This is a genomic window from Vibrio sp. Y20_XG_PY13 (genome assembly GCF_024181925.1).
Classification (GTDB): Bacteria; Pseudomonadota; Gammaproteobacteria; order Enterobacterales; family Vibrionaceae; genus Vibrio; species Vibrio parahaemolyticus.
In genome coordinates, this window is record NZ_JAMZAL010000014.1 from 50,121 (window position 1) to 71,425 (window position 21,305).

Annotated in this window: 18 protein-coding genes, 1 tRNA gene and 2 pseudogenes; 10 read left to right on the plus strand and 11 right to left on the minus strand. The window is 47.5% G+C overall.

Translation table 11 applies throughout. From position 1 onward, the window contains the following. Window positions 1–19: 19 nt before the first annotated feature. Window positions 20–637, minus strand: a complete 618-nt coding sequence (gene rhtB / locus NL646_RS21330; protein ID WP_005459098.1) for a homoserine/homoserine lactone efflux protein — start codon at window positions 635–637, stop codon at window positions 20–22. Window positions 638–702: 65 nt separating this feature from the next. On the opposite strand from rhtB, the gene NL646_RS21335 reads away from it, so the two are divergent. Both NL646_RS21335 and NL646_RS21340 read left to right on the plus strand, forming a co-directional pair. Next, complete coding sequence (locus tag NL646_RS21335) at window positions 703–1,713, plus strand: alpha/beta fold hydrolase (RefSeq protein ID WP_005459120.1); 1,011 nt, start codon at window positions 703–705, stop codon at window positions 1,711–1,713. Window positions 1,714–1,958: 245 nt separating this feature from the next. Continuing rightward, entirely contained in the window at window positions 1,959–2,783 is an 825-nt protein-coding gene (locus tag NL646_RS21340; RefSeq protein WP_024699866.1) for a Cof-type HAD-IIB family hydrolase, read from the plus strand. Window positions 2,784–2,834: 51 nt separating this feature from the next. Here NL646_RS21340 and NL646_RS21345 read toward each other — a convergent pair whose 3' ends face one another. Continuing rightward, the gene (locus NL646_RS21345) at window positions 2,835–3,305 is read right to left on the minus strand and encodes an EVE domain-containing protein (protein ID WP_011106124.1); all 471 of its coding nucleotides are present in this window, start codon (window positions 3,303–3,305) and stop codon (window positions 2,835–2,837) included. Between the two features lie 47 nt (window positions 3,306–3,352). On the opposite strand from NL646_RS21345, the gene NL646_RS21350 reads away from it, so the two are divergent. After that, the gene (locus NL646_RS21350) at window positions 3,353–4,903 is read left to right on the plus strand and encodes a COG3650 family protein (protein ID WP_253664662.1); all 1,551 of its coding nucleotides are present in this window, start codon (window positions 3,353–3,355) and stop codon (window positions 4,901–4,903) included. Continuing rightward, window positions 4,903–5,517, plus strand: coding sequence for a tRNA-uridine aminocarboxypropyltransferase (locus tag NL646_RS21355; protein WP_253664663.1), 615 nt, complete (start codon window positions 4,903–4,905; stop codon window positions 5,515–5,517). The genes NL646_RS21350 and NL646_RS21355 overlap by 1 nt, the downstream gene beginning before the upstream one ends. 72 nt (window positions 5,518–5,589) lie before the next feature. On the opposite strand, the gene NL646_RS21360 is transcribed toward NL646_RS21355, so the two are convergent. From NL646_RS21360 to NL646_RS21390, 7 genes and pseudogenes are all read right to left on the minus strand, one after another. Then, window positions 5,590–8,076 (minus strand): EAL domain-containing protein, encoded by a 2,487-nt coding sequence (locus NL646_RS21360; RefSeq protein ID WP_253664664.1) that lies wholly within the window; start codon window positions 8,074–8,076, stop codon window positions 5,590–5,592. 139 nt (window positions 8,077–8,215) lie between these two features. Continuing rightward, entirely contained in the window at window positions 8,216–8,932 is a 717-nt protein-coding gene (yigB, locus tag NL646_RS21365; protein ID WP_253664665.1) for a 5-amino-6-(5-phospho-D-ribitylamino)uracil phosphatase YigB, read from the minus strand. An 8-nt stretch (window positions 8,933–8,940) separates the two neighbouring features. Next, complete coding sequence (gene xerC, locus NL646_RS21370) at window positions 8,941–9,873, minus strand: tyrosine recombinase XerC (protein ID WP_005459099.1); 933 nt, start codon at window positions 9,871–9,873, stop codon at window positions 8,941–8,943. Then, window positions 9,839–10,570 (minus strand): DUF484 family protein, encoded by a 732-nt coding sequence (locus NL646_RS21375; RefSeq protein ID WP_025442364.1) that lies wholly within the window; start codon window positions 10,568–10,570, stop codon window positions 9,839–9,841. Before NL646_RS21375 ends, xerC begins: the two co-directional genes overlap by 35 nt. Continuing rightward, the gene (gene dapF / locus NL646_RS21380) at window positions 10,564–11,394 is read right to left on the minus strand and encodes a diaminopimelate epimerase (RefSeq protein ID WP_005459097.1); all 831 of its coding nucleotides are present in this window, start codon (window positions 11,392–11,394) and stop codon (window positions 10,564–10,566) included. The genes NL646_RS21375 and dapF overlap by 7 nt, the downstream gene beginning before the upstream one ends. 10 nt (window positions 11,395–11,404) lie before the next feature. Further along, window positions 11,405–12,658 (minus strand): diaminopimelate decarboxylase, encoded by a 1,254-nt coding sequence (gene lysA / locus NL646_RS21385; protein ID WP_005459130.1) that lies wholly within the window; start codon window positions 12,656–12,658, stop codon window positions 11,405–11,407. 61 nt (window positions 12,659–12,719) lie between these two features. Next, a pseudogene (locus tag NL646_RS21390) lies at window positions 12,720–12,931 on the minus strand (lipoprotein). Here NL646_RS21390 and cyaY point away from each other — a divergent pair. Beyond that, window positions 12,911–13,225, plus strand: coding sequence for an iron donor protein CyaY (cyaY, locus tag NL646_RS21395; RefSeq protein ID WP_005459084.1), 315 nt, complete (start codon window positions 12,911–12,913; stop codon window positions 13,223–13,225). The pseudogene NL646_RS21390 and the gene cyaY sit on opposite strands and share 21 nt — an antisense overlap. 63 nt (window positions 13,226–13,288) lie before the next feature. Here the strand turns inward: cyaY and NL646_RS21400 are convergent, their stop codons facing one another. After that, the gene (locus NL646_RS21400; protein ID WP_021449838.1) at window positions 13,289–15,817 is read right to left on the minus strand and encodes a class I adenylate cyclase; all 2,529 of its coding nucleotides are present in this window, start codon (window positions 15,815–15,817) and stop codon (window positions 13,289–13,291) included. A gap of 347 nt (window positions 15,818–16,164) precedes the next feature. Between NL646_RS21400 and hemC the strand changes: the two genes are divergently transcribed. From hemC to NL646_RS21425, 5 genes and pseudogenes are all read left to right on the plus strand, one after another. Next, window positions 16,165–17,103 (plus strand): hydroxymethylbilane synthase, encoded by a 939-nt coding sequence (gene hemC, locus NL646_RS21405; RefSeq protein ID WP_005496374.1) that lies wholly within the window; start codon window positions 16,165–16,167, stop codon window positions 17,101–17,103. 2 nt (window positions 17,104–17,105) lie between these two features. After that, on the plus strand, window positions 17,106–17,834 hold the full coding sequence (locus NL646_RS21410; RefSeq protein ID WP_005496371.1) for a uroporphyrinogen-III synthase: 729 nt from the start codon (window positions 17,106–17,108) through the stop codon (window positions 17,832–17,834). A gap of 17 nt (window positions 17,835–17,851) precedes the next feature. Continuing rightward, complete coding sequence (locus NL646_RS21415; protein WP_253664666.1) at window positions 17,852–19,063, plus strand: uroporphyrinogen-III C-methyltransferase; 1,212 nt, start codon at window positions 17,852–17,854, stop codon at window positions 19,061–19,063. After that, window positions 19,063–20,244: a heme biosynthesis protein HemY gene (locus NL646_RS21420; protein WP_253664667.1), complete on the plus strand. Its 1,182-nt coding sequence runs from the start codon at window positions 19,063–19,065 to the stop codon at window positions 20,242–20,244. The genes NL646_RS21415 and NL646_RS21420 overlap by 1 nt, the downstream gene beginning before the upstream one ends. A 315-nt stretch (window positions 20,245–20,559) precedes the next feature. Next, window positions 20,560–21,007: pseudogene (locus NL646_RS21425) on the plus strand (transposase). A 198-nt stretch (window positions 21,008–21,205) separates the two neighbouring features. Here the strand turns inward: NL646_RS21425 and NL646_RS21430 are convergent. Next, window positions 21,206–21,296, minus strand: a tRNA-Ser gene (locus NL646_RS21430). Window positions 21,297–21,305 lie beyond the last annotated feature (9 nt).

A 21,305-nucleotide genomic window follows, 5' to 3' on the forward strand; every position in this document is an offset into this window, starting at 1 on the left:
AGAACTACCTATAAATGGCTTAGGATTTTGCAGCCGCTAATAATGCGCCACAACCCATAAACATTGAACCGAATACTTTGTTAATTTTACCCATGATTTTGTCTGAACGGATAAAGCGTCCCATCTGCGCCGCCAACGTGGTGTAACCCAGCATTACGCACGCATCAATCACCACTGTCGTCACCCCTAGCGCCAACAATTGCGTCAGTTGGTCTTTTGCAGGGTCGATAAACTGTGGGAACAACGCCACCAAAAAGACGATCGATTTAGGGTTAGTCAGGTTAATTAAAACGGCTTTATACAATAATGCGCTACCTGACATCTCTTTGTGACTCTCATTGGCAATCAAGCCTGAAGTATCACGCCATTTCTGAATACCCAACCATACAAGGTAAGCCGCGCCTACCCATTTAATGATAGTAAACGCAGTTGCCGATTGCGCCACCAGCGCACCGATGCCAGCGCCAACCAAGGCGATGTGAATCGCGAGTCCGATTTGCAGACCAACAATCGCGCCAAGCGATTTACGCGTGCCGTAACTCAAGCCATTGCTGATTGAGTTAACCGTGCCAGAACCCGGAGCCAAACTAAAAACGATTGCAGTTACCACATAGGCCAACCAAACGTGGGTATCCATTGCATTTCCTCACTAATTCTTCGATGATACATCGCGTCTACAATGTATCTTCAGGTAATCGACTAATGGCTACTAACCATTCACCTTTGACTTATACTCAAGAGACTTTATTTGAGCAAGCAATTGGTGGTCCGATCGCAGCACTTTGGCAAACTCGCCAAGAGGGCTTTGTTAAAGGGACAGAGAAAAAGAAAATCTACTGGTGCAAACTCACCAACCCTGAACACAAAAAAGCCGTGCTGATCGTCAATGGCCGCATCGAATCTTCCTGGAAGTACCAAGAGCTGTTTTACGATCTCTACCGCCAAGGTTACGATGTGTATTCCTTTGACCACCGAGGACAAGGTTTATCAGATCGCCTATTATCTGACTCTGATATGGGTCACGTCTATGACTTTACTGACTATATTGATGATATGGACGTGGTGATCAAACAACACGACCTTAAACAATATCAGCAGTGCTTTATCATCGCGCACTCCATGGGCGGTGCCATCGCGACGCGCTACCTACAAACCCACCCAGAGCACCCATTCACTGGTTTGATTTTAAGCGCACCCATGTTTGGCATTAACTTGCCGTGGTACTTATCGCCTATCGCTATCCCAGTGACGCAAATTCTTTCTGCCGTGTCACCACTGCCGCGTTATGCGCCGGGCCACAAGCCGTACTTTCCCAAGCCTTTTGAGGACAATCCTCTCAGCCAAAGCGCAGGCCGCTACCAGTGGTTTCGCAATCTCTATACAGAAAAACCGGAACTGCAAGTCGGCGGACCAAGCACGCGCTGGGTATGGCAAGGACTCATGGCAGCAAAACAGTGCTTTTTGTTAACTCGCCAAGTAAAAGTGCCTGTGCTACTGGTTCAAGCAGGCAATGATCGTATCGTCAGCAATCTCGCGCAAAAACGCTTTATCGAGAAGCTGCGTAAAACCAATCCTCATGCGGCATTGCTTTCTATTGAAGGCGCACAGCATGAAATCTTGTTCGAAACAGACCAGTACCGCAATCAAGCGCTCGATGCGATCTTCCGCTTTATGGATGACCCTACTTCGTCGTCAGACGAAAAAATGCAATAAGAGTTGTAGGCGACCACTTCACCGCAATGATTAAAGAGGAAATGTCTCTCAAACGATTTACCCTCTTTTTCATCCTTATTTTGGCGTACACTGCTTGCGTCTGTTTCGCCCACCTCGCACGTTTAACGAGGAAAGCAGGCAGCATTAAGTTCCCCCGCATTCGGAGCAGTATGATCTAGTCAGTCTACTGTACTCCGTTTGCAATCAACCTGTTCCACTCTATCCAAACCGTTTACGAGGGCTTCATGAGCACATCGCTACCTTGCAAAGAGATCACTAAAATCGTTGCCTCAGATCTGGATGGCACGTTACTGGCACCAAACCATCAGCTAAGTGCTTACTCAAAAGAGACGCTAAAAGCGCTGCATGAAAAGGGTTACACCTTTGTCTTTGCAACGGGTCGCCACCACGTAGACGTTGCAAGCATTCGTCGCCAAGTGGGCATTCCGGCTTACATGATCACCTCAAACGGTGCGCGTGTTCATGACCAAAACGATCAACTGATGTACAGTGAAAACGTACCTGCAGATTTGGTTCAAGGCGTGATCAACACGATCAAACATGATCACGAGATACTTATCCACATGTATCAAAACGACAGTTGGTTGATGAACAAAGACGACGAAACACTGCGTGATTTCCATGACGAATTTACATACGTCTTATTCGATGAAGACCAAGCGCCTACCGACGGCATTGCGAAAATTTTCTTCACCCATCCAGCGCAAGATCATGAACGTTTGGTGGTGTTTGAAAACAAACTGCGTGAACAGTTTGGCGACAAATTGAATATCGCGTTCTCTACTCCTTGGTGCTTAGAAGTAATGAGTGCGGGCGTTTCGAAAGGCCACGCGCTACAAGCAGTCGCGGAAACTCTGGGTTTAACGCTCGAAAACTGCATTGCATTTGGCGACGGCATGAATGATGTCGAAATGCTATCAATGGCAGGCAAAGGCTTAGTAATGGGCACATCACACGAGAAAGTGATGAAAGCGCTGCCAAACAATGAAGTGATTGGCAGCAACGCAGACGATGCCGTGGCGCATTACCTGCAAGATCACCTGCTCTAACCCTTGGGTTAACAACAAAATCACGAAGGGCTGCAATTTGCAGCCCTTTTTTTATCTCTGGCTTGGTAACTTCTCTTTGCCAAGAATCGCTTCCCACTCATCTTCGGTCACAGGCATGATCGAAAGACGATTTCCGCGTTTCACCAGCGGCATGTTCTCAAGTTCAGGCATCGCTTTCATGACCGACAGTGGGATCACCCGCGCGGTTTTACGCACAAACTCAATATCGACCATGATCCAACGAGGGTTATCTGGGTCCGATTTTGGGTCGTAATAATCACTTTCTGGGTCGAACTGAAAATGGTCGGGATAGGCTTCTCGCACGACTTTGGCAATCCCCGCCACGCCAACATTTTTACAGGAAGAGTGGTAAATCAGGACGAAATCGCCCACCTTTACTTGGTCACGCATCATATTGCGCGCCTGATAATTACGAACTCCCTCCCAACATGAAACCTTTTGGGTTCTAAGCGTGTCAATAGAAAAGGTATCTGGTTCTGTTTTAAATAACCAATATGCCATAATGCCATCCGATGCCGATTGAGTAACAATAATGAGGAAGATATAACATGAAGGCTTTGAAAAACCCAGTGGCACTCGCCACTCTGCTGGTTCTGCAAGCATGTAGTTCGCAACCGCCACAATCTGGCGCGGAAACACCAACCTCTCCACCAGCATCATTAGATAAGCCTGAAACTATTCAACCTCAAACTTTTATGTTGCGCGGCAAAGTAATCATCGGCCATGAAAGCCAATACATCATGCCTTGCGGCAGCGACAAACAATATTGGTTGCAACTGTCACCACAACAAATTCAACGCGCCATTAAGCTCGGCAATGAACCGTACCAAACCATGTATGGCGAAGTCATCGGTCATCTTAATCCTCCGGGCATTGATGGTTTCTCTGCGGATTTCGACGCCAACTTTGTGGTTGAGCAAGTGAACTTTCTCACCACCGAAAACCCAAATCGTTGCAGCCAACCGCAAAAACCGACGCGTGTATTTGGCAACGAGCCGTCTTGGGCAGCCAGTTTTGAAGCCAATGCGCTTAAGTTCCAACAGATGGGAAAAACCACCGAAATGCTGCCTATTCAAAGCAGTCAACTGCAGCCGCGCCAACGCACTTATAGGCTTGATGATGGTGAACTGCGTATGACGGAAAACCTCTGTTCAGACACCATGAGCGACTCTTTATATGGCTGGAAAGCAACACTCCAACACGATGGAAACACTTACCAAGGGTGTGGCATGGCAGCGAACGTTGATGCAACGCTTGGCTGGGCAAATACCTATGTAGCCACCTCAACGCAATCACAAGGTTTTGAGGTGCAAATGACCTTAAACCCTGACCACAGCGCCACGACGAAATACAGCTACTCAAACGGTCAAGACCCATTAGTGGAACGCGGCTTCTGGCAACAGTTGAGCCCGTCGCAAGTTCAAGTTGTGATGACCCACCACCAGCAACAACGTTTGATGTCTGAGCGACTCTTTACGCGCGAAGGCAACCAACTCAAAGCCACCAAGGAAAAAGTGGGCAGCATGGTGTACCCGATCGCCGATGGTGGCTTAGTGCTTTACCCAGCAACCGTTCGTGATGCAGGCGTTCAACAACCGGCGGCGAAGCGCGCAGACCAACCTATCGGCAGTGCTGACGTCCCATCCAGTGCCGATTTCGATTCCAAAGTCGATGCTGCGGTACGTAACTACTTCTTCATTCACCAAACCGACCCAAGCAATAACCAATACCGCTGGTTAACGTACGATCTCAATGGTGATGGTAATGAAGAACTGCTGGTTCAATTGGATTGGTGCGGCTCAGGCGGTTGTACGCTCTTGGTGTTCGAAAACCATGAAAAAGAATGGCGCTTCAACAGTCGAATTACACTGGTAAGAAGCCCAATGATGCTCGGCCAACAAACGTCGCACGGTTGGCGCGACCTGATTTTCGATGTTAGTGGCGGCGGCGCAACACCAGCAAAACATGTCATGCAGTACACAGGCGTAAGCTACCCTCTGAACCCGAGCATGGCACCAACAGCCACACCTGAACAAATCAGTGGTGTTCGTCTGTTCTCGGATGGTATTAGCCCAGTTCGTGAAGGGGTTCGACTGTAATGTCACAACCGTGTCCCCATTGCGGTTTTCAGTTCAACTGTATTTGCTCGCTGGTGCCGAAACTCACCAGCAAGCACAACATACTGCTATTGATGCACCCAAATGAGCTTACTCGTGACACCAATACGGGCCAGCTATTACAGCATTGCCAACTCAACGTCGAGCAAGCAATCTGGGATCGCAAACAACCACCAGCAGAGTTGCTCACTCGCTTGGCCGATCCTTCGCTGTACCCGGTGATTCTATTCCCAAGCGAAGAAAGCATCACACTCGAACATGTGGAAATGCAAAGCCAGCAACAAGCCAAAATGCCGCTGTACATTATTTTGGATGCCACCTGGCAAGAAGCGCGCAAGATGATCAATAAGAGTCGCTGGTTAGAAGGTATCCCTACCATGGGACTTTCCGTACTCGCCGATTCTCAATATCAACTGCGACGTAATCAGCAACAAGGCAATTTGTGCACCTTTGAGGTTGCTGCCCACTTATTAGGTCAACTTGGTGAACAGGATAACCAACAGCAAATGCATACGTTTTTTGCTCACTACCTTGTACTGTTCCAAGCCGAGAAAAGTGGCCATGCTATCAAACCGTCACCACGCACTCTCGAGTAAACCCAATCGACGAAACAAAAAACGCAGCCAAGGCTGCGTTTTTTTATTGGCATTGTTTCACGTGAAACACGATTAAAACAGACGCGTAGGTTCACCTAAGTAGTAGCCTTGCAGATAATCGACGCCCATATCCTGCGCGATTTTGCACACCTCTCGATTGTGCACAAACTCCGCGACCGTTTCTGCATTAAACACCTGGCACAAACGCACCAACTGAGAAGCTATTTTTCGCTGCTTTAAATCCTTATCGATGTCTCGAATCAAGCTGCCATCCAGCTTTATCACTTCCGGCTCTAGCTTTAAGATCTCATCAATATTGGAGTATCCAGAACCAAAATCGTCCACGATAATGCGCGCACCCAGTTTTCTGAAATGGCTGCACACTTCTATCATACGACCGTAATCTTTAATCTGTTCAGACTCCAGTACTTCCAGCCCTATCCGCGTCGGGTCATTCAACTGGCTGATTTCATGCTCCAGCAACATCAACGTTTTGTCGCTCAACAAATCTTGCGGAGACAGGTTAATCGAGAAATCCCCTTTCTTATCTCGCATGTAATGCAGCGTCGAGCGGATCATGTGACGACTCAATCTGGTGTACAAATGCGTGTCTGAGATGATCGGTAAAAATCGCCCTGGAGCAATCACTGTTCCGTCTTCTTCTAAAATCCGCACCAGACATTCTTGGCTGGCAGGAAGATGACTGTAAGCGTGCACAATCGGTTGGCTATACGTAATGATGTTCTGCTTAAGAATCGCGCGACTGACGCAACTCAACCACCCTAGTTGCTCTTTACGTACATCTTCACTGACTTCGATGTCTTTAGCGTTGCAAATATGCGTGTTGCTGCGAACGCCAGAACGACGCGCTTCTATGCCTTTTAATAAGAGCTCATCAGGAGAAGCCGAAGGAAAATCACGACGGCTAACCAAGCCACCACACAAGGAAATAGACAGGTAATCAATTTCGCGCAGGCCGAGCGGCTCAAAGTTAGTTTGCTCAACTGCATCAGCAAAACGAGTAAAGTGTTGTTTGATAGTCTCGCTACTTTGTTCAGCCTTAAACACAAAAGCCCACTCACCTACACCAATGCTGTACAGTTGCAGCGCCGCTGGCATGCCTAAGCGCTTTCTCAATCGATTGGTAAAATGCATCGACAGATCTTTGAGCAGCTGGTCTCCGACTCGATACCCGTACTTTTCGTTGATGTGGCTGAAATTGAGCAGCTTAAGCGTTAACAAATGCTCGTCACAATCGATGTAACTTAAGCGCTCTTGCAGCGCCACGCGATTTTGCAGCCCCGTGCGACTGTCACGACGGTAGCTTTCTTGTAACTTGCGAGTTTGACGATCAAGTTGATAACCCATGTGAGCGTTCATATGATTCAAATCGCCAATCGCATTGCGTATTAAGCTAAACAGCGGTGAAATCGAAGCGCTCACTTGTGGTTTAGGCAAATTCAGCGATTGCACTTCATCGCCTTCGCGCATCGCAAGGTACGTCAAACTGTGGTGAAGAATTTCTGGTTGGCCAATGTCACCATGTATTTCACCCATGCAGTAGCTGCCAAAGCTCGCGGCAATATCCATAAACGCCTGCACTTCATCGCTGCTATCAATAAAATCCAGCCGTGAGGCACAGTTGTAAATCATCACTACTTCTGGCTGATGCATAGCAAGTTCCACCACCCCATGACGCACTTGTTCTAACGTCAGAGAAGGATGGTTATAGCAAAACTGAACCTCATCACCGAGGCACCACGGCCTATCGAAACTCATGCTTCCATCGGCGTGAAGTTCTGTGACGGTACAAACTTCCTTGCGCCCCAACGTTTCTCGATACAACGGGAAACTGAGTAATTGGTTAATCGTCACGTCGTGCCCGTCGGCAAGATAATGCTTATAAACATCGAGGGCTTTACGCTCTCCTAAGCAATACAAGCGCGTGCCTTTCGCATGCGTCACTTTGTGCGGCATGCCGATTGGGTTCCACTCGGAATACGCGTCTGTCCAAGTTTTCAAAGTATCACTGTGCAAAGCCACTGCCACTACGGCGTTGTCGTATGTCTGGTTTTGATAGAGCACCCAACAACCGTCTTCTATGGTTTGCGCTAATCCACCAGACACTCGCACGTTTTCGGTCGCAAAAGTTTGATACAAAGGATAATCACGACGTTCGATTTGCACGGCAAAACTGATGATGACTTGAGAGTTGCTTTGTAACTGCAGCGAACGTTTGAGCTCGCCACCGTCTATATCGGGAGAGAAAGAATACGCTTGGACGGCAGACGTTAGCGTGGTTTGGTCAAACTCAATCAGGTTGATGAGGCAGCCAGAGGTAAAAATGTCGCCATCCAAAATTACATTGCGAGTGCTGTGGCCGATGACATGAGCATTGGGCAACATCGACAAAACCGCTTTGGCGAGCGCAACCGTACATTCTCGCGATTGCGTAGACAAAAGTTGCACCAAATACTGTTTATCTGGGTGCAACTGAGAAGTGACTAAAAAGTCATTAAGCTGACTTACATCGTGGACCCGTTTGGAAAAAGCTCGCATGTACCCTACTACTGCCGTAACACTATTTTCACCACGATGAGTGGCGTCGTTATTTTTACTTTAGGCTTAGTAATTTACGTTTCTTTTTGATGCTTTTCTAGGCACAAAATGACTTTAGAATGGATTAATGCGAAAGCAATTAAAAAAGTGTGAGTAACGGCTGCAAACTATTGATTTCAATGTCAGGTAACGTACGTGTTCTTGAATGACTAATGACATTTTTATTCATATCATTAAACCAACATGCGGCAAAACCCGCTAACTTTGCACCATGTACATCCGTCGTGAGGTGGTCACCAACATGCAGAATGTTTTCGGCAGGTAAATCGAGAAACTGCTGCGCTTTGACAAACAAATCAGCAGCAGGCTTGGCAAGACCGTCAGGGCCCGCTTTTAATACGAGTTGGAAGTATGGCGTCAAACCGATTTTATCTAAGTCGACATTACCATTGGTGATCGCCACCAGAGGAATGTGTTCTCCCAACTCCGCCAATACATCGAGACTTTGCTGCGGCACGTCAAACTGACTGCGCCATTCCAACGCCAGTTGCACGCCCTCTTCCGCTGCAACTTGAGCTTGCGCTTCATCGTAGCCAACCGATAGAAAACCATGCTTTAACTGCACTAGGCGCCAAAGCGTCACATCGCTTTTGAGATCAGGACTTTGCTGGAGAACATGTTTTTTTACCTGCAACCAGTCGGCCTTTTCCATGTGCGCCACTGCAGGATGCGTTTGTTGCAACCAGGTCAGTAACTCGCGCTCCATACGGACAATCACTGGATGGTTGTCATACAGCGTGTCATCCAGATCGAATGTCATGGCCTTAATCGGCTCGATACGGCGGTAAAATTTCATGCTTTGGCTCACTCCCCGTTCTTTTTGCGGGCGCGTGGGTGGGCTTGGTCATACGCTTGCGCTAAATGCTGGAAATCCAAGTGTGTGTAGATTTGGGTCGTCGATATGTTCTCGTGACCTAAAAGCTCTTGCACCGCACGTAAGTTGTTGCTCGACTCCAGCATGTGCGTAGCAAATGAGTGGCGCAACTTATGTGGGCTAATGTGACTAGCTACAGACTGTTTTTGTCCCCACTCGGCCATGCGTTTTTGCACGCTGCGGTGCGAAATACGGGTTCCGAGTTTAGACACAAATAGTGCAGGTTCACCTGGCGCTGCTAAGTCACCACGAACGCGCAGCCACTTACCAACCCATTCCGTTGCCATCCCCGAAAAAGGCACTTTACGTTCTTTGTCACCTTTACCGATAACACGAAGCTCGCCACTGCGCAGCTGCACATCTCGCACATCCACACTGACCAACTCGGCTAAACGCAGGCCGGCACCGTACATCAGCTCCATCATTGCGCGATCGCGGATCGCCAATGGGTCATCTTCATTCACTTCGAGCAGTTGATTCACTTCATCCACATCGAGGTTTTTTGGCAGCGGGCGCTTTTTACGAGGTGCAGACACCCCTTTGGCAGGGTTGGCTGACATCTCACCACGCAAAATCAAGAAATCGAAAAAGCTACGCAGCGAAGACAAGCGCGTAGCTAAGCTGCTGGCCTTCATGCCTTCTCGCATGCCTTTACCCGCAAGTTGTCGAACCCAGCCAGCATCAACTTGAGACCAATCTTTCAGTCCCATTTCGGCAAGATGCTGCGCCATGGTTTCCAACTGTTGCTTGTAATTGCGTTGAGTGTGCAAGCTGAGCCCCTTTTCGCTTCGCAAGAATTCGTAGAAGCGTTCAAGAGGCTTTTGAAGACTATTTGGCAGAGGAGTGTTGGGTGTTGTCGTCATCGTAACTTTGCCATACCAATGTTTGAGCAAGATGTGCCACTACTAAGGATAGGTGACGCAAAAACAAGGTATCCATATCTGGTTGGAAATGACCGCCATCTTCGCTAGAAAACGCAAGAACGCCAAGCGTCTGCTTCTTCACCAGCGGCAGTACCACATAGGAACCCATTTCTGGCACATCCATATTGCCAAACAACGCTTCACGATCCACTTTACGCAAGCGGCCCAAATAAGCCTCTTTGCCATTTAGGTGGTTGGTCGCAAAACGCTGGTAATGTTCTTTGCTAAGTTGCGTCGATGCATCGCATTGGCTAAACAAGCGAACATACGCACGCAGTCCGAGATCTTTGGCTTTTAGCTCTATCGCGCTAATAACTTGCTTGAAGTCACCGCACTTTAGAATCGAGCCCTGCAAATCCATGAACTCGTAGAAGGTACGATCGTTGTTTGCCGCAAGCGACATTAACGTGGTGATCTCTTCTTCAAGCTCTTCAATACGCTGACGCTGGCGATTCATTTGAATATGCACCAACGAAACCGTACCTAAATCCGAATGTGGAAAAGACAGACGATCCACCAGCTCAGGGCGCTCAACAAAAAAATCAGGGTGATCTTTTAGGTATTCAGCCACCACTTCTGCCGTTAATGCGTCAGCTTCAACTTGAGACAAACCGTTTCCTTTTTCTTTGACTAGCACGACAGTTGACCATCAAATACGTGAGTAGCAGGGCCGGTCATAAAGAGTGGTTTGCCCGGGCCTTGCCAAGAAATATGCAGCTCACCACCAGGTAGCGATACTTTCACACTCTCATCCAAAAGTCCTTGCAAAATACCCACAGCCACCGCGCCACATGCACCGCTACCACAAGCTTGTGTTTCACCTGCGCCGCGCTCGTAAACTCGAAGACGAATGTGGTCACGACTCACCACTTGCATAAAGCCAGCGTTCACACGTTCAGGGAAGCGTTCGTGTGATTCAAGCAGCGGACCTAGAGTGTCCACATCTGCGGTATCCACGTCATCCACTACTGTCACCACATGCGGGTTACCCATGCTGACGGCACCACAAAACAGCGTCTTGTCACCCGCGCGCATGATGTAGGTTTTTTCTTTCTGCTTCGCTTTGAACGGAATTTTGTTCGGTTCAAACTCTGGCACACCCATGTTGACCGTCACTTCACCGTCGTCTTCCACATCAAGAATCATCTTACCTTTCTTGGTGCTCACGCTGATGCTGTATTTATTGGTCAACCCTTTCAAACGAACAAAACGCGCGAAACAGCGCGCGCCGTTGCCGCATTGCTCCACTTCACTGCCATCGGCATTAAAAATGCGATAGTGGAAGTCGGTTTCAGGATCATAAGGTGCTTCTACCACAAGCAATTGGTCAAAACCGACGCCAGTGTGACGATCCGCCAAACGACGGATCAAGTCTTGCGAGAAAAACACGTTCTGGGTAATGCAGTCGACGACCATGAAGTCGTTGCCCAAACCGTGCATTTTGGAAAAGTGGAAATGCATTTGTTGTGTGTTACTCCGGTAGAATCTGTTCCAGCTGCCACAAACTGGTCAGCTCTTCACGCTGGCGAACAAGGTGGCTTTGATTACCATCCACCATTACTTCTGCCGCTCGGGTACGAGTATTGTAGTTCGAAGACATCACAAAACCATAGGCACCTGCTGAACGAACCGCGAGTAGATCACCTTCTTGCAAAACGAGCGCGCGATCTTTACCCAAGAAGTCACCAGTTTCACAAATCGGGCCAACCAAATCGTAAGTTTGTGGCTCACCATTACGAGGGGAAACAGGCACAATATCTTGCCAAGCTTGGTACAGTGCTGGACGCATCAAGTCATTCATCGCCGCATCAATGATGGCAAAGTTTTTATGCTCGGTGTGTTTTAGGAACTCCACACGAGTGAGCAAAATACCGGCATTTGCTGCAATCGCACGGCCTGGTTCAAAAATCAGTTCTAGGTCTTGATGATTTTCAAGACGCCCCAACAACGCTTTCGCGTAATCAGAAGGCTGAGGCGGTAATTCATCACGATATACCACGCCTAAACCACCACCAACATCGAGATGACGAATGTTGATGCCTTGCGCTTTCAGGTCATCAATCAAAGCCAGCAAACGGTCAGTTGCATCAATAAATGGGTCAATGCTCGTTAACTGAGAGCCAATATGGCAGTCGATACCTTGCACATTCAGATTAGGTAGGCTCTGGGCGAATTGATACACTTCTGGCGCGCGGTCAAACGCAATGCCAAATTTGTTGTCACGAAGACCAGTCGAAATATAAGGGTGAGTTTTCGCGTCAACATCTGGGTTAATACGTAGCGAAATAGGCGCAATCACACCAAGCTCACCCGCAACTTTATTCAAGCGTTCGAGTTCCGGCTCTGATTCAACGTTGAAGCACTTGATGCCAAGCTCTAGTGCGCGCTTCATTTCTGCTGGCGTTTTACCCACACCAGAAAACACGACTTTCTTCGCATCACCGCCCGCTGCAATCACACGCTCTAGTTCACCACCAGATACGATATCAAAACCCGAACCCAAACGAGCCAGCGCGTTCAGTACGCCCAAGTTTGAGTTGGCTTTTACTGCGTAGCACACAAGATGAGGATGTTGACCCACAGCACTATCAAACGCCTTCCAGTGGCGCTCTAGCGTGGCTCGAGAATATACGTAAAGAGGAGTGCCATATTGCTCGGCAAGAGCTTGAAGTGGGACGTCTTCGGCCCAAAGTTGGCCATCATCCTGATAGTTGAAGTAATCCAAAATTCGCTTCCCTTATTTAATTCGACTGCTGAACCCTAATTTCACCCTAAGGTGCGGTTATTTATTGTGATTGCTCGTTTTGTTGTGCGTCATCTGGGATGTACAGCGAGCCAGATTGGCCACACCCTGCCAGCATCGCGGCAGCCATCACAAACAACACTGTTACTAATTTTTTCATTTGGCATATCGTGATTATTGAATCAATGCCCCCTATAATCGCACCACACTCAGGAAAAGCAATAGGATAGACGGATGAACGATACTGAATTTCATCAACTGGTGGATGCGCAGATGCAAATCATCGAAGAATCCATCGATGATTCAGGCGCAGACATTGATTACGAGGTGTCTGGCAACGTAATGACATTAGAGTTTGAAGACCGCAGCCAGATCATCATCAACCGCCAAGAGCCAATGCATGAGATTTGGTTGGCCTCAAAATCGGGCGGTTTCCACTTCAAGTTAGTGGAAGACAAATGGACCTGCTCAAAAACGGGTATGGAGCTGTTTGAAATGGTGAAGCAAGAGTGTGAAAAACACGCTGGCGAAGAGATTGATTGGGCGTAAATCCTCTCGATGAACACCAAAACAAAAAGAGCACCTCGGTGCTCTTTTTGTTTATGGATATGGTTACGCGTTTACCGCTTTAGTAGGACGATGCGGTGAGCACCCATCATTGCGATAAGGAATGATGTAAGCGTTACCCTCTTCAGGGTGAATGATCTGATAGTACTGCGGTAAGTTGAAGTTAATAAACTTAGACGCCACGCGGCTGTCGTCTTTAACCGAAGTGTAGAAGCTGTTAACCGAGGCGATCATCTCATCTTTTGAGCCACTGAACTGGTGATACACTTCCACTTGGTTCGACTCATCCAATACATAGATGTTGAAACCGTCTTCGTTATCTTCAAAGAAGAATTGCACCAAACCTTCACTGGCAAAACCATCCACCGCTTCTGGTAATTGGTATTCTTGCTCACGGTCGAGCATTAACAACGGCGAGCCTTTTAGCTTGTTGGTAGAAATGCTGCGGTAGAAATCGATGGAGTTTTCTAACTTCTGCACCGACACTCCGCGGCGTTCAAAGAACAATCCGTAGGTTTGGTTACCAAGACGCATCGCTTTAAAGCGGCGGCGTTTTTCTTGCTCCACCGGCTTCAAACGCAAGTCGATGCATTCCGCAAGAAGCTGATACACCATATTACGCATCACACCACGCATGTTTTTCGCGTAGCAGAACACGTCGACCGATTCTGGTGGCAACGCATCTTGGTGCATTTTGCCCAAAATGGTTTTTAGCGCATCCAACATCGCCGTTTCACCTTTGAAATGCAGTGTACGCACTTCATGCCAGGAGTTGCGGTAAACCAAATCGACACTGCCGACTAAGTTCTTATGCTCAGGGCCAAAACTGAAGATATCGGTATTTTTCACATCCACTTTCAGTGAACGCCCCGACAGCTCCGACGTAGGGTCATTTTCGAAGTTGATGAACATCGCCAACTGGCTGATTTCACACGGGCTCGCTAACGCTTGCATCGTCGGACGACGTTTACGCAGTGCAAAGGTATTTCGTAAGTCACTCACCATTTGGTAGAACTTATCGATATCTAGCTGTGCTTCACGCACCACGGCATGCAAACGCGTGGATTCGGTGATGAGGCCATTAAAGAAAGCCCACGAGACCAGTTTGCTCAAGTACTCGTGATGCTCAAGACATGGCTGCCCAAGAATGCGATGTGCGATCAATGGTTGCTTGTAGAGATACCAACCCGATTTGTTCACCCCACCTTCTTTAACTTCGATGAAGCTCAAATCTGGTTCATGTAAATCAGGGGAAATTTGTGGGTTCAGCAACGTTACTTTGCCCGGCAACACTTCAAACGCAGCGTACAACTTACGCGCAAGAATGCTGATGTCTTGCGGGCTGATCGCGGATGTGATGTCGTTGCGACGCGCAAACTGAATCAAGTTACGGTAGCTCTGCATCAATGCATCAAGCAACGCATGATGCACGACTTTCACCTGTTCAACTTTCCAGTTGCGACGGTCATCGAGCTCGGCAACCACGCTGTCATCCCAATTCCATTTCGCAATCATGTCGCTCAGCGCTTCACGACGCCAAGCCACCGAACCGACATCGGGTTCACGCGACAGCTTTTCATGGGTTTTGAGATAAAAACAACGACGCACCAAATCCAAACGTGTATCGTCTTGAATTCGTTCTAAATAGCGCGTAACTTTTTCCAACATTAAGTAGTATGCGTCCATGCCATAGAGATCTGGCTCATGGGCAAAGAATCGACGCTTGGTATCAATACTTAACAGTTGTGTGTGCGGGTATTCCCACGAGTAAGCTTCTAGCAGAATGGCTTTTAATACCGATTTGTATGGCGAATCGATACTTTTGTACAGTTGCCACAAGTTCGAGCCAAAGTATTCTTCGGCAGGAATGCGGTTCAACTTACCAAAATCGATCCATTCGCTACAGTCGATGTAGCCATCGCTGCACAATTGAGAAACGTACTCGTCGTAACACTCTTCCATTTCTGGTGGCACAATTTGCCATAACAGGCGCTGGCCAGCGATACGCACCGCACTGCGATAGAACTCATCAAGCAAAAGCAAATGCTGCGAGGAACCGCAGTTGTCACCCGTCATCTCTTCAGAATGGTTACTTCTAAAACGCTCTTCATCCATCAAGAAGAAGTTCGCTTCCACCCCTTGGCTTTGCGCCCAATCGGTGATCAGCAAACATTTGTTGGTGAGCAGTTCACGTTCGTCGCAATCCATCTCTGGCGAAATACATACCCAAATGTCTAAATCGCTGGAAGTGCTTTGACCAATCGATGACGTACTACCCATGGTATATAAGCCCAAGATCGCTGGCTTTTCTGCCGTCTTGAGTGGCTGGCCAATGGCGAGTTGTATGTCGTCGATGAATTGCTGTTGGATAGGATTGAGTTCAAGCCCGTGTACGCCGAATGGAACGTCAGCGTCGTAGTAGCCCGGAATAACTGGGTGATTGTAGTTCAGTAAGGCAGGAATCAAGTGGAAAACTTGCTGGCTTTGCGAATCCATAAGCGCCAGCGCGCGATCGATACGCTGCTGGTTCAAATTGTCTAATCGCTGAATGATGGTATAGGTGTAAGCCTGCAAGGGTAATTCCTTGGTTGAACAATCACGGACATCTGCTGATGTTTTAAACCAAAACGGCCTAAAAACGTGATCAATTTAACACTTTCATTGGAGTTGGTAAAGTTTTCCACCCGTAATTCGCACCGGACGTAAAACCATACTTTAGTCACAAAAATGAAGACGCGGTAGTGTCGCTTGTAATCGCCTCTAACTAATAATAGTCCTTAGTCTAATTGAGAATCCAGTCACACTATTTTCACAACCTTATGTAAATCCTTCCTTAGCACCACGAGATAACTAACTAACAGTAAGCATTTCTTTATGAGAATGGTAGGATAAAGCCAAATCCAAACAGCATTGAGAAGATCATGACCCAATCCACACCAATTCGCATTGCAACTCGAAAAAGCCCACTTGCACTATGGCAAGCTCATTTTGTTAAAGACGCTCTTCAAGCCGCTCATCCTGGCTTGGAAGTCGAGTTGGTAACCATGGTGACCAAAGGTGACGTGATTTTGGATACACCGCTGGCTAAAGTTGGTGGCAAAGGCTTATTCGTTAAAGAACTTGAAGTTGCCATGCTTGAAGGCCGCGCCGATCTAGCCGTGCACTCAATGAAAGACGTACCTGTCGACTTCCCTGAAGGCCTTGGCCTCGTGACCATTTGCGAGCGCGAAGACCCTCGCGACGCCTTCGTTTCTAATACCTATAGCAGCATTGATGAACTCCCTCAAGGTGCGGTCGTCGGTACTTGCAGTTTGCGTCGCCAATGCCAACTGAAAGAATACCGCCCAGACATCATTATCAAAGAACTGCGTGGCAACGTGGGTACTCGACTTGGCAAACTGGATGCGGGTGAGTACGACGCTATCATTCTTGCAGCCGCAGGTCTAAAGCGCTTGAAATTGGAAGACCGAATTCGCAGCTTTATCGAACCAGAACAATCACTGCCAGCGGTTGGCCAAGGCGCAGTCGGTATTGAATGCCGCGTAGACGACGAACGCTTACTCAAACTTCTGGAGCCACTCAACCATAAAGACACCGCCGATCGCGTGTTGTGCGAACGTGCCATGAACCTAACTCTTGAAGGTGGCTGTCAGGTGCCAATCGGTAGCTACGCGCTACTTGAAGGTGATGAAATTTGGCTTCGCGCGCTCGTCGGTGAACCAGATGGCAGCGAAATTGTGCGTGGCGAAGTGCGTGGTCACCGTAAAGATGGAGAAGCGCTCGGTATCCAGTTGGCTAACGAGCTACTTGATAACGGTGCCCGCGACATTCTAACCAAGCTGTACGCAGACCACGATTAATCATGGCAGTGTTGGTCACTCGGCCGGGAGAGCAAGGCAGCGCGCTTTGCTCTCTGCTCGAAAGGCACGGCATTTCCGCACACCACCATCCGCTGATCGACATTGTTGCCGATCTCACGGACACGCACCTCACGACTCATCTCCATCAAGCTCAAATAGTTATCGCCGTTAGCCGACACGCCGTGCAATGTGCCCAGCAAATCCTAACCAGCAATGGCGCATCATGGCCGAAACAAGCGGTATACCTTGCCGTTGGTCAAAAAACAGCACACTATTTAAGCAAATGCACCCAACAGAAAGTACACTATCCCGAAGTCAGTGATAGTGAACACTTATTGCGACTTCCAGCGTTACAGAATGTAGAACAGCAGCAGGTTCTTATCCTTCGTGGTAACGGAGGAAGAGAGCTGATCAAAGATGCATTGGTGAGACGCGGAGCAAAAGTTCACTATAGTGAGACTTACAAGAGAGAATTCATCCCATTCGATCCAGTAAGCTGTGTCTCACTATGGAAAACCCTACAAATTGACCAGATCGTCGTCACCAGTGGTGAACAACTGGATTATTTGTGCAGCCAATTGACGTCAGAGCAATTGACTTGGCTTAATCAACAAGAGTTGTATATCCCCAGCCAGCGCATCGCTGACATTGCAATTCAAAGGGGGTTCACTCGGGTGAGGTGCACAGGAAGCGCATCCAACCAAGAATTACTGGCTGCTCTCCAGCCCTAGCTACACAGGATATAGGCATGACAAGTAAAAATAACGACCAAAAAAATAACGATAAAAACCTTTCCGAAGAAACCTCATCGGCACCGCTAGCTGAAAAAGACGCACCGAAAAAGGATGCTGAATCTAAAAAGGAAGCCTCTAAACCGGTTGAGCCAGCAAAACCAGCGGAACCAACAAAGGTTGAATTTGAAGAGAAGCAAGGCAAACGTGGTGTCAAACTCGGCACAGTAGCGATCATTCTTTCAATCATCTTCGGTGGCGGTCTCGCTTATAAACTTCATGAACAACAAGCCGATTACCAAACCCAAATCGCTCAGCTACAAAACCAACTAGAAAAAGCGCAAGCTTCGATGAAGCAAGAGCTAAACCAAGTTAAAGAAGAAACCATCGAGAAAGCGACCACAGTAACGCACAAAGCAGAAGTGGTGCTTGGTCAACAACAAAAGAGCATTGAAAGTTTACAACTCTCCGTCGCAGATGTGAAAGGCCGACGTCCAAACGACTGGCTATTGGCAGAGGCCGATTACCTTGTGAAGTTGGCTGGTCGTAAACTGTTCTTAGAGCATGACGTAGAAAGCGCAACTCAACTAATGGAAAGCGCAGACCAACGTATTGCCGCGCTAAACGACCCAAGCTTAGTTAAACTGCGTAAAGCGATGGCAAACGACATCACCAAACTACGCACTGTCCCATTGATTGACCGTGACGGTCTTGTTCTGCGTTTAACCGCTCTACAGCAGCAAGTAGATAAGTTGCCTCTAGCCAATGCACTACTGCCGGAAGCCCAAGCCGTTGCTCAGCATGAAGTATCAGAAGACATTTCAAACTGGCAAGATAATTTGATGACCTCTCTGAAAGACTTCTCTGAGAACTTTATTACTTTCCGTACTCGCGATGGCAACGTCATCCCATTATTGTCTCCAGAGCAGCATTTCTATTTAAAAGAAAACATCAAGGCCAAACTTGAAACAGCAATCAAAGCGGTTTACCAAGAGCAAGGCGAAATCTACACCACGTCGTTAACGACAGCTGACAAGTGGGCGATGGCTTTCTTCAATCAAGACGACAACGCGGTGAAAGAATTCAACAAAGCACTCAACCAATTAAGCCAACAAAATATTCAAGTTGAGTATCCTGCAAAACTGGAAAGCCAATCTCAGCTATCGGATGTGATTCGTGAGCGACTACGTCGTGAAGTCACAACAATGACAGGTACGGGGGATAAATAATGATTCGCCTTATTTTCCTATTTGTCGTTCTAGGTGCAGGTCTATTTGCCGGTACTCAGTTTTCTGGTCAACAAGGATATGTACTGATCTCAATAGCAAACAAGACCATCGAAATGAGCGTGACCACTTTGGTGATCTTCGTTATCGCTGCGCTAGCTGGTCTTTTCCTCCTTGAATACCTGATTAAAAAGTTGGTTTACGCAAGCTCAAACACTTGGAACTACTTCAGCGTACGTAAAATGCGTCGTTCTCGTCGCTACACCAATGAAGGCATTATCAAGCTCCTTGAAGGTGATTGGAAAGGTGCTGAAAAGAAAGTCACTCGTTGGGCAAATCACCACGATATGCCACTACTGTGCTATCTCGTTGCTTCTGAAGCTGCTCAAGGTCAAGGTGATAAAGCAAAACGCGATCATTATCTTGCATTAGCTAGCCAACAGGAGAATGCTCATCTCGCTGTCGAACTGACTCGAGCCAAGCAATTTATTCGTGATAATGAGTTCGAAGCCGCTTTCGATACCCTGCAATCGCTAAAAGGCCAATACCCAAATAACTCGATTGTCTTGAACTTACTCAAAACAACTTACATGCAGCTTAAATTGTGGCAGCCGCTGATTGACCTAATGCCACAACTGGCGAAAGCAAAGCTAGTAACGGAAGAAGAGCAAGCAGAACTGATTCAGAAAGCACAATGTGGTTTACTGCATGAAATTGCGCAACAACAAGGTAGCGAAGGGCTAATTTCTCATTGGAACAGTCTGGCTCGTAAAGTGAAGCAAGACACGCATCTTATTGCTTGTTTTGCACGTGAGCTTATCGCTCGTAAAGCCGATACCGAAGCCTTTACCGTACTAAAAGAAGCACTGAAAAAGCAGCCTGAACCAGAACTTTACCAACTACTGCCAGACTTAAACCTACCAGATATCCATCCTGTAGTAGTCTTCCTAGAAGGCGTAGTAAAGAAAGAAGCTGACAACGCAGCGGCACACAGCGCTCTAGCACACTTCTACTTCCGTCAAGAGAAATGGCAACAAGCTCAGGAGCACTTTGAAATAGCTCTAAAACTTCGCTCAGACGTATCTGACTATGCTTTCCTAGCAGACACACTAGAGAAGCAAAATCTAACCAAAGCAGCTCATGAAGTCTCTCGTAAAGCTCTGATGCTGGTTCAGCACGACTAACCAGTAACAACATTATCAAGCCGACAGTTCACTGTCGGCTTTTTATTGCCTGCCGTTTATCCATAACCATCAACACGTATTAAATTAACTAGAAACCCAGCCCCTCTCTCTTAAACCACTCGCTACAGTTTGACCCTTATCGTTTTTTCGGCTTTTCTCCACCCACGCCAATGAGCACCACTCAACAGACAAGTAATACCTATCTAAGTAAAAACATGATCCAATTGAGGCTGTCCAACAACAGAACTGATTCGCTATGGACAGCCTCAATAATATCGACTTTAAAAACTCGCAAGTCAGCAAAAATCCATTCAGATGAAAATGAGGCCACTGACCCTTGCTCATTTCAAAGATGGACACTCGCGCACACAAATCGTCAAGTTTCTCAAGGTAAGCCGAACCAGTGTCAATAAGTAGGTTTAAACCTTTCTTGAAGAAGGGCTGGAAGGACGGTAAGAAAAGCCAAGAATAGGAAGACCACCATTCTTAACTTCTGAGCAAAGAGAGCTGTTGAGCCAATACATAAAAGATAAAGCCAATGACTTTAAAATGTCAGTGTCATCAAACTTCCACCCTATTCCCAAAACTAAACCCTAGCGAGCAAGTATGGCTTTGGTTGAGGCAACGCTATTTAGCCAACCAATCTTTTACGGGTTACGACGACATCATCTCCAAAGTCTGTGATGCATGGAATCGGTTTTTGGATAGCTCCAAAAGAGTCACCAAAATGTCTTCGAGAAGATGGATAGACCTGACCAGTTAGTTTTCCAGATTGGGACAACCCCCTCTCATTTCCAACTTGCGCTGAAATAAAAAAAGCCTCGCTATTTCTAGCGAGGCTTCTTAATTGTACCGAGAGTCTGGGCCGCGACCGACTTGGGATTAAATACAAACCCCATCCAATTCTCAAACGTCAAACATGACGAAAGCCTGCAAATTTCTTTGCAGGCTTTCTGTATAGTGGCGGAGAGATAGGGATTTGAACCCTAGATACGCTATTAACGTATGCCGGTTTTCAAGACCGGTGCTTTCAACCACTCAGCCATCTCTCCACAAATTGT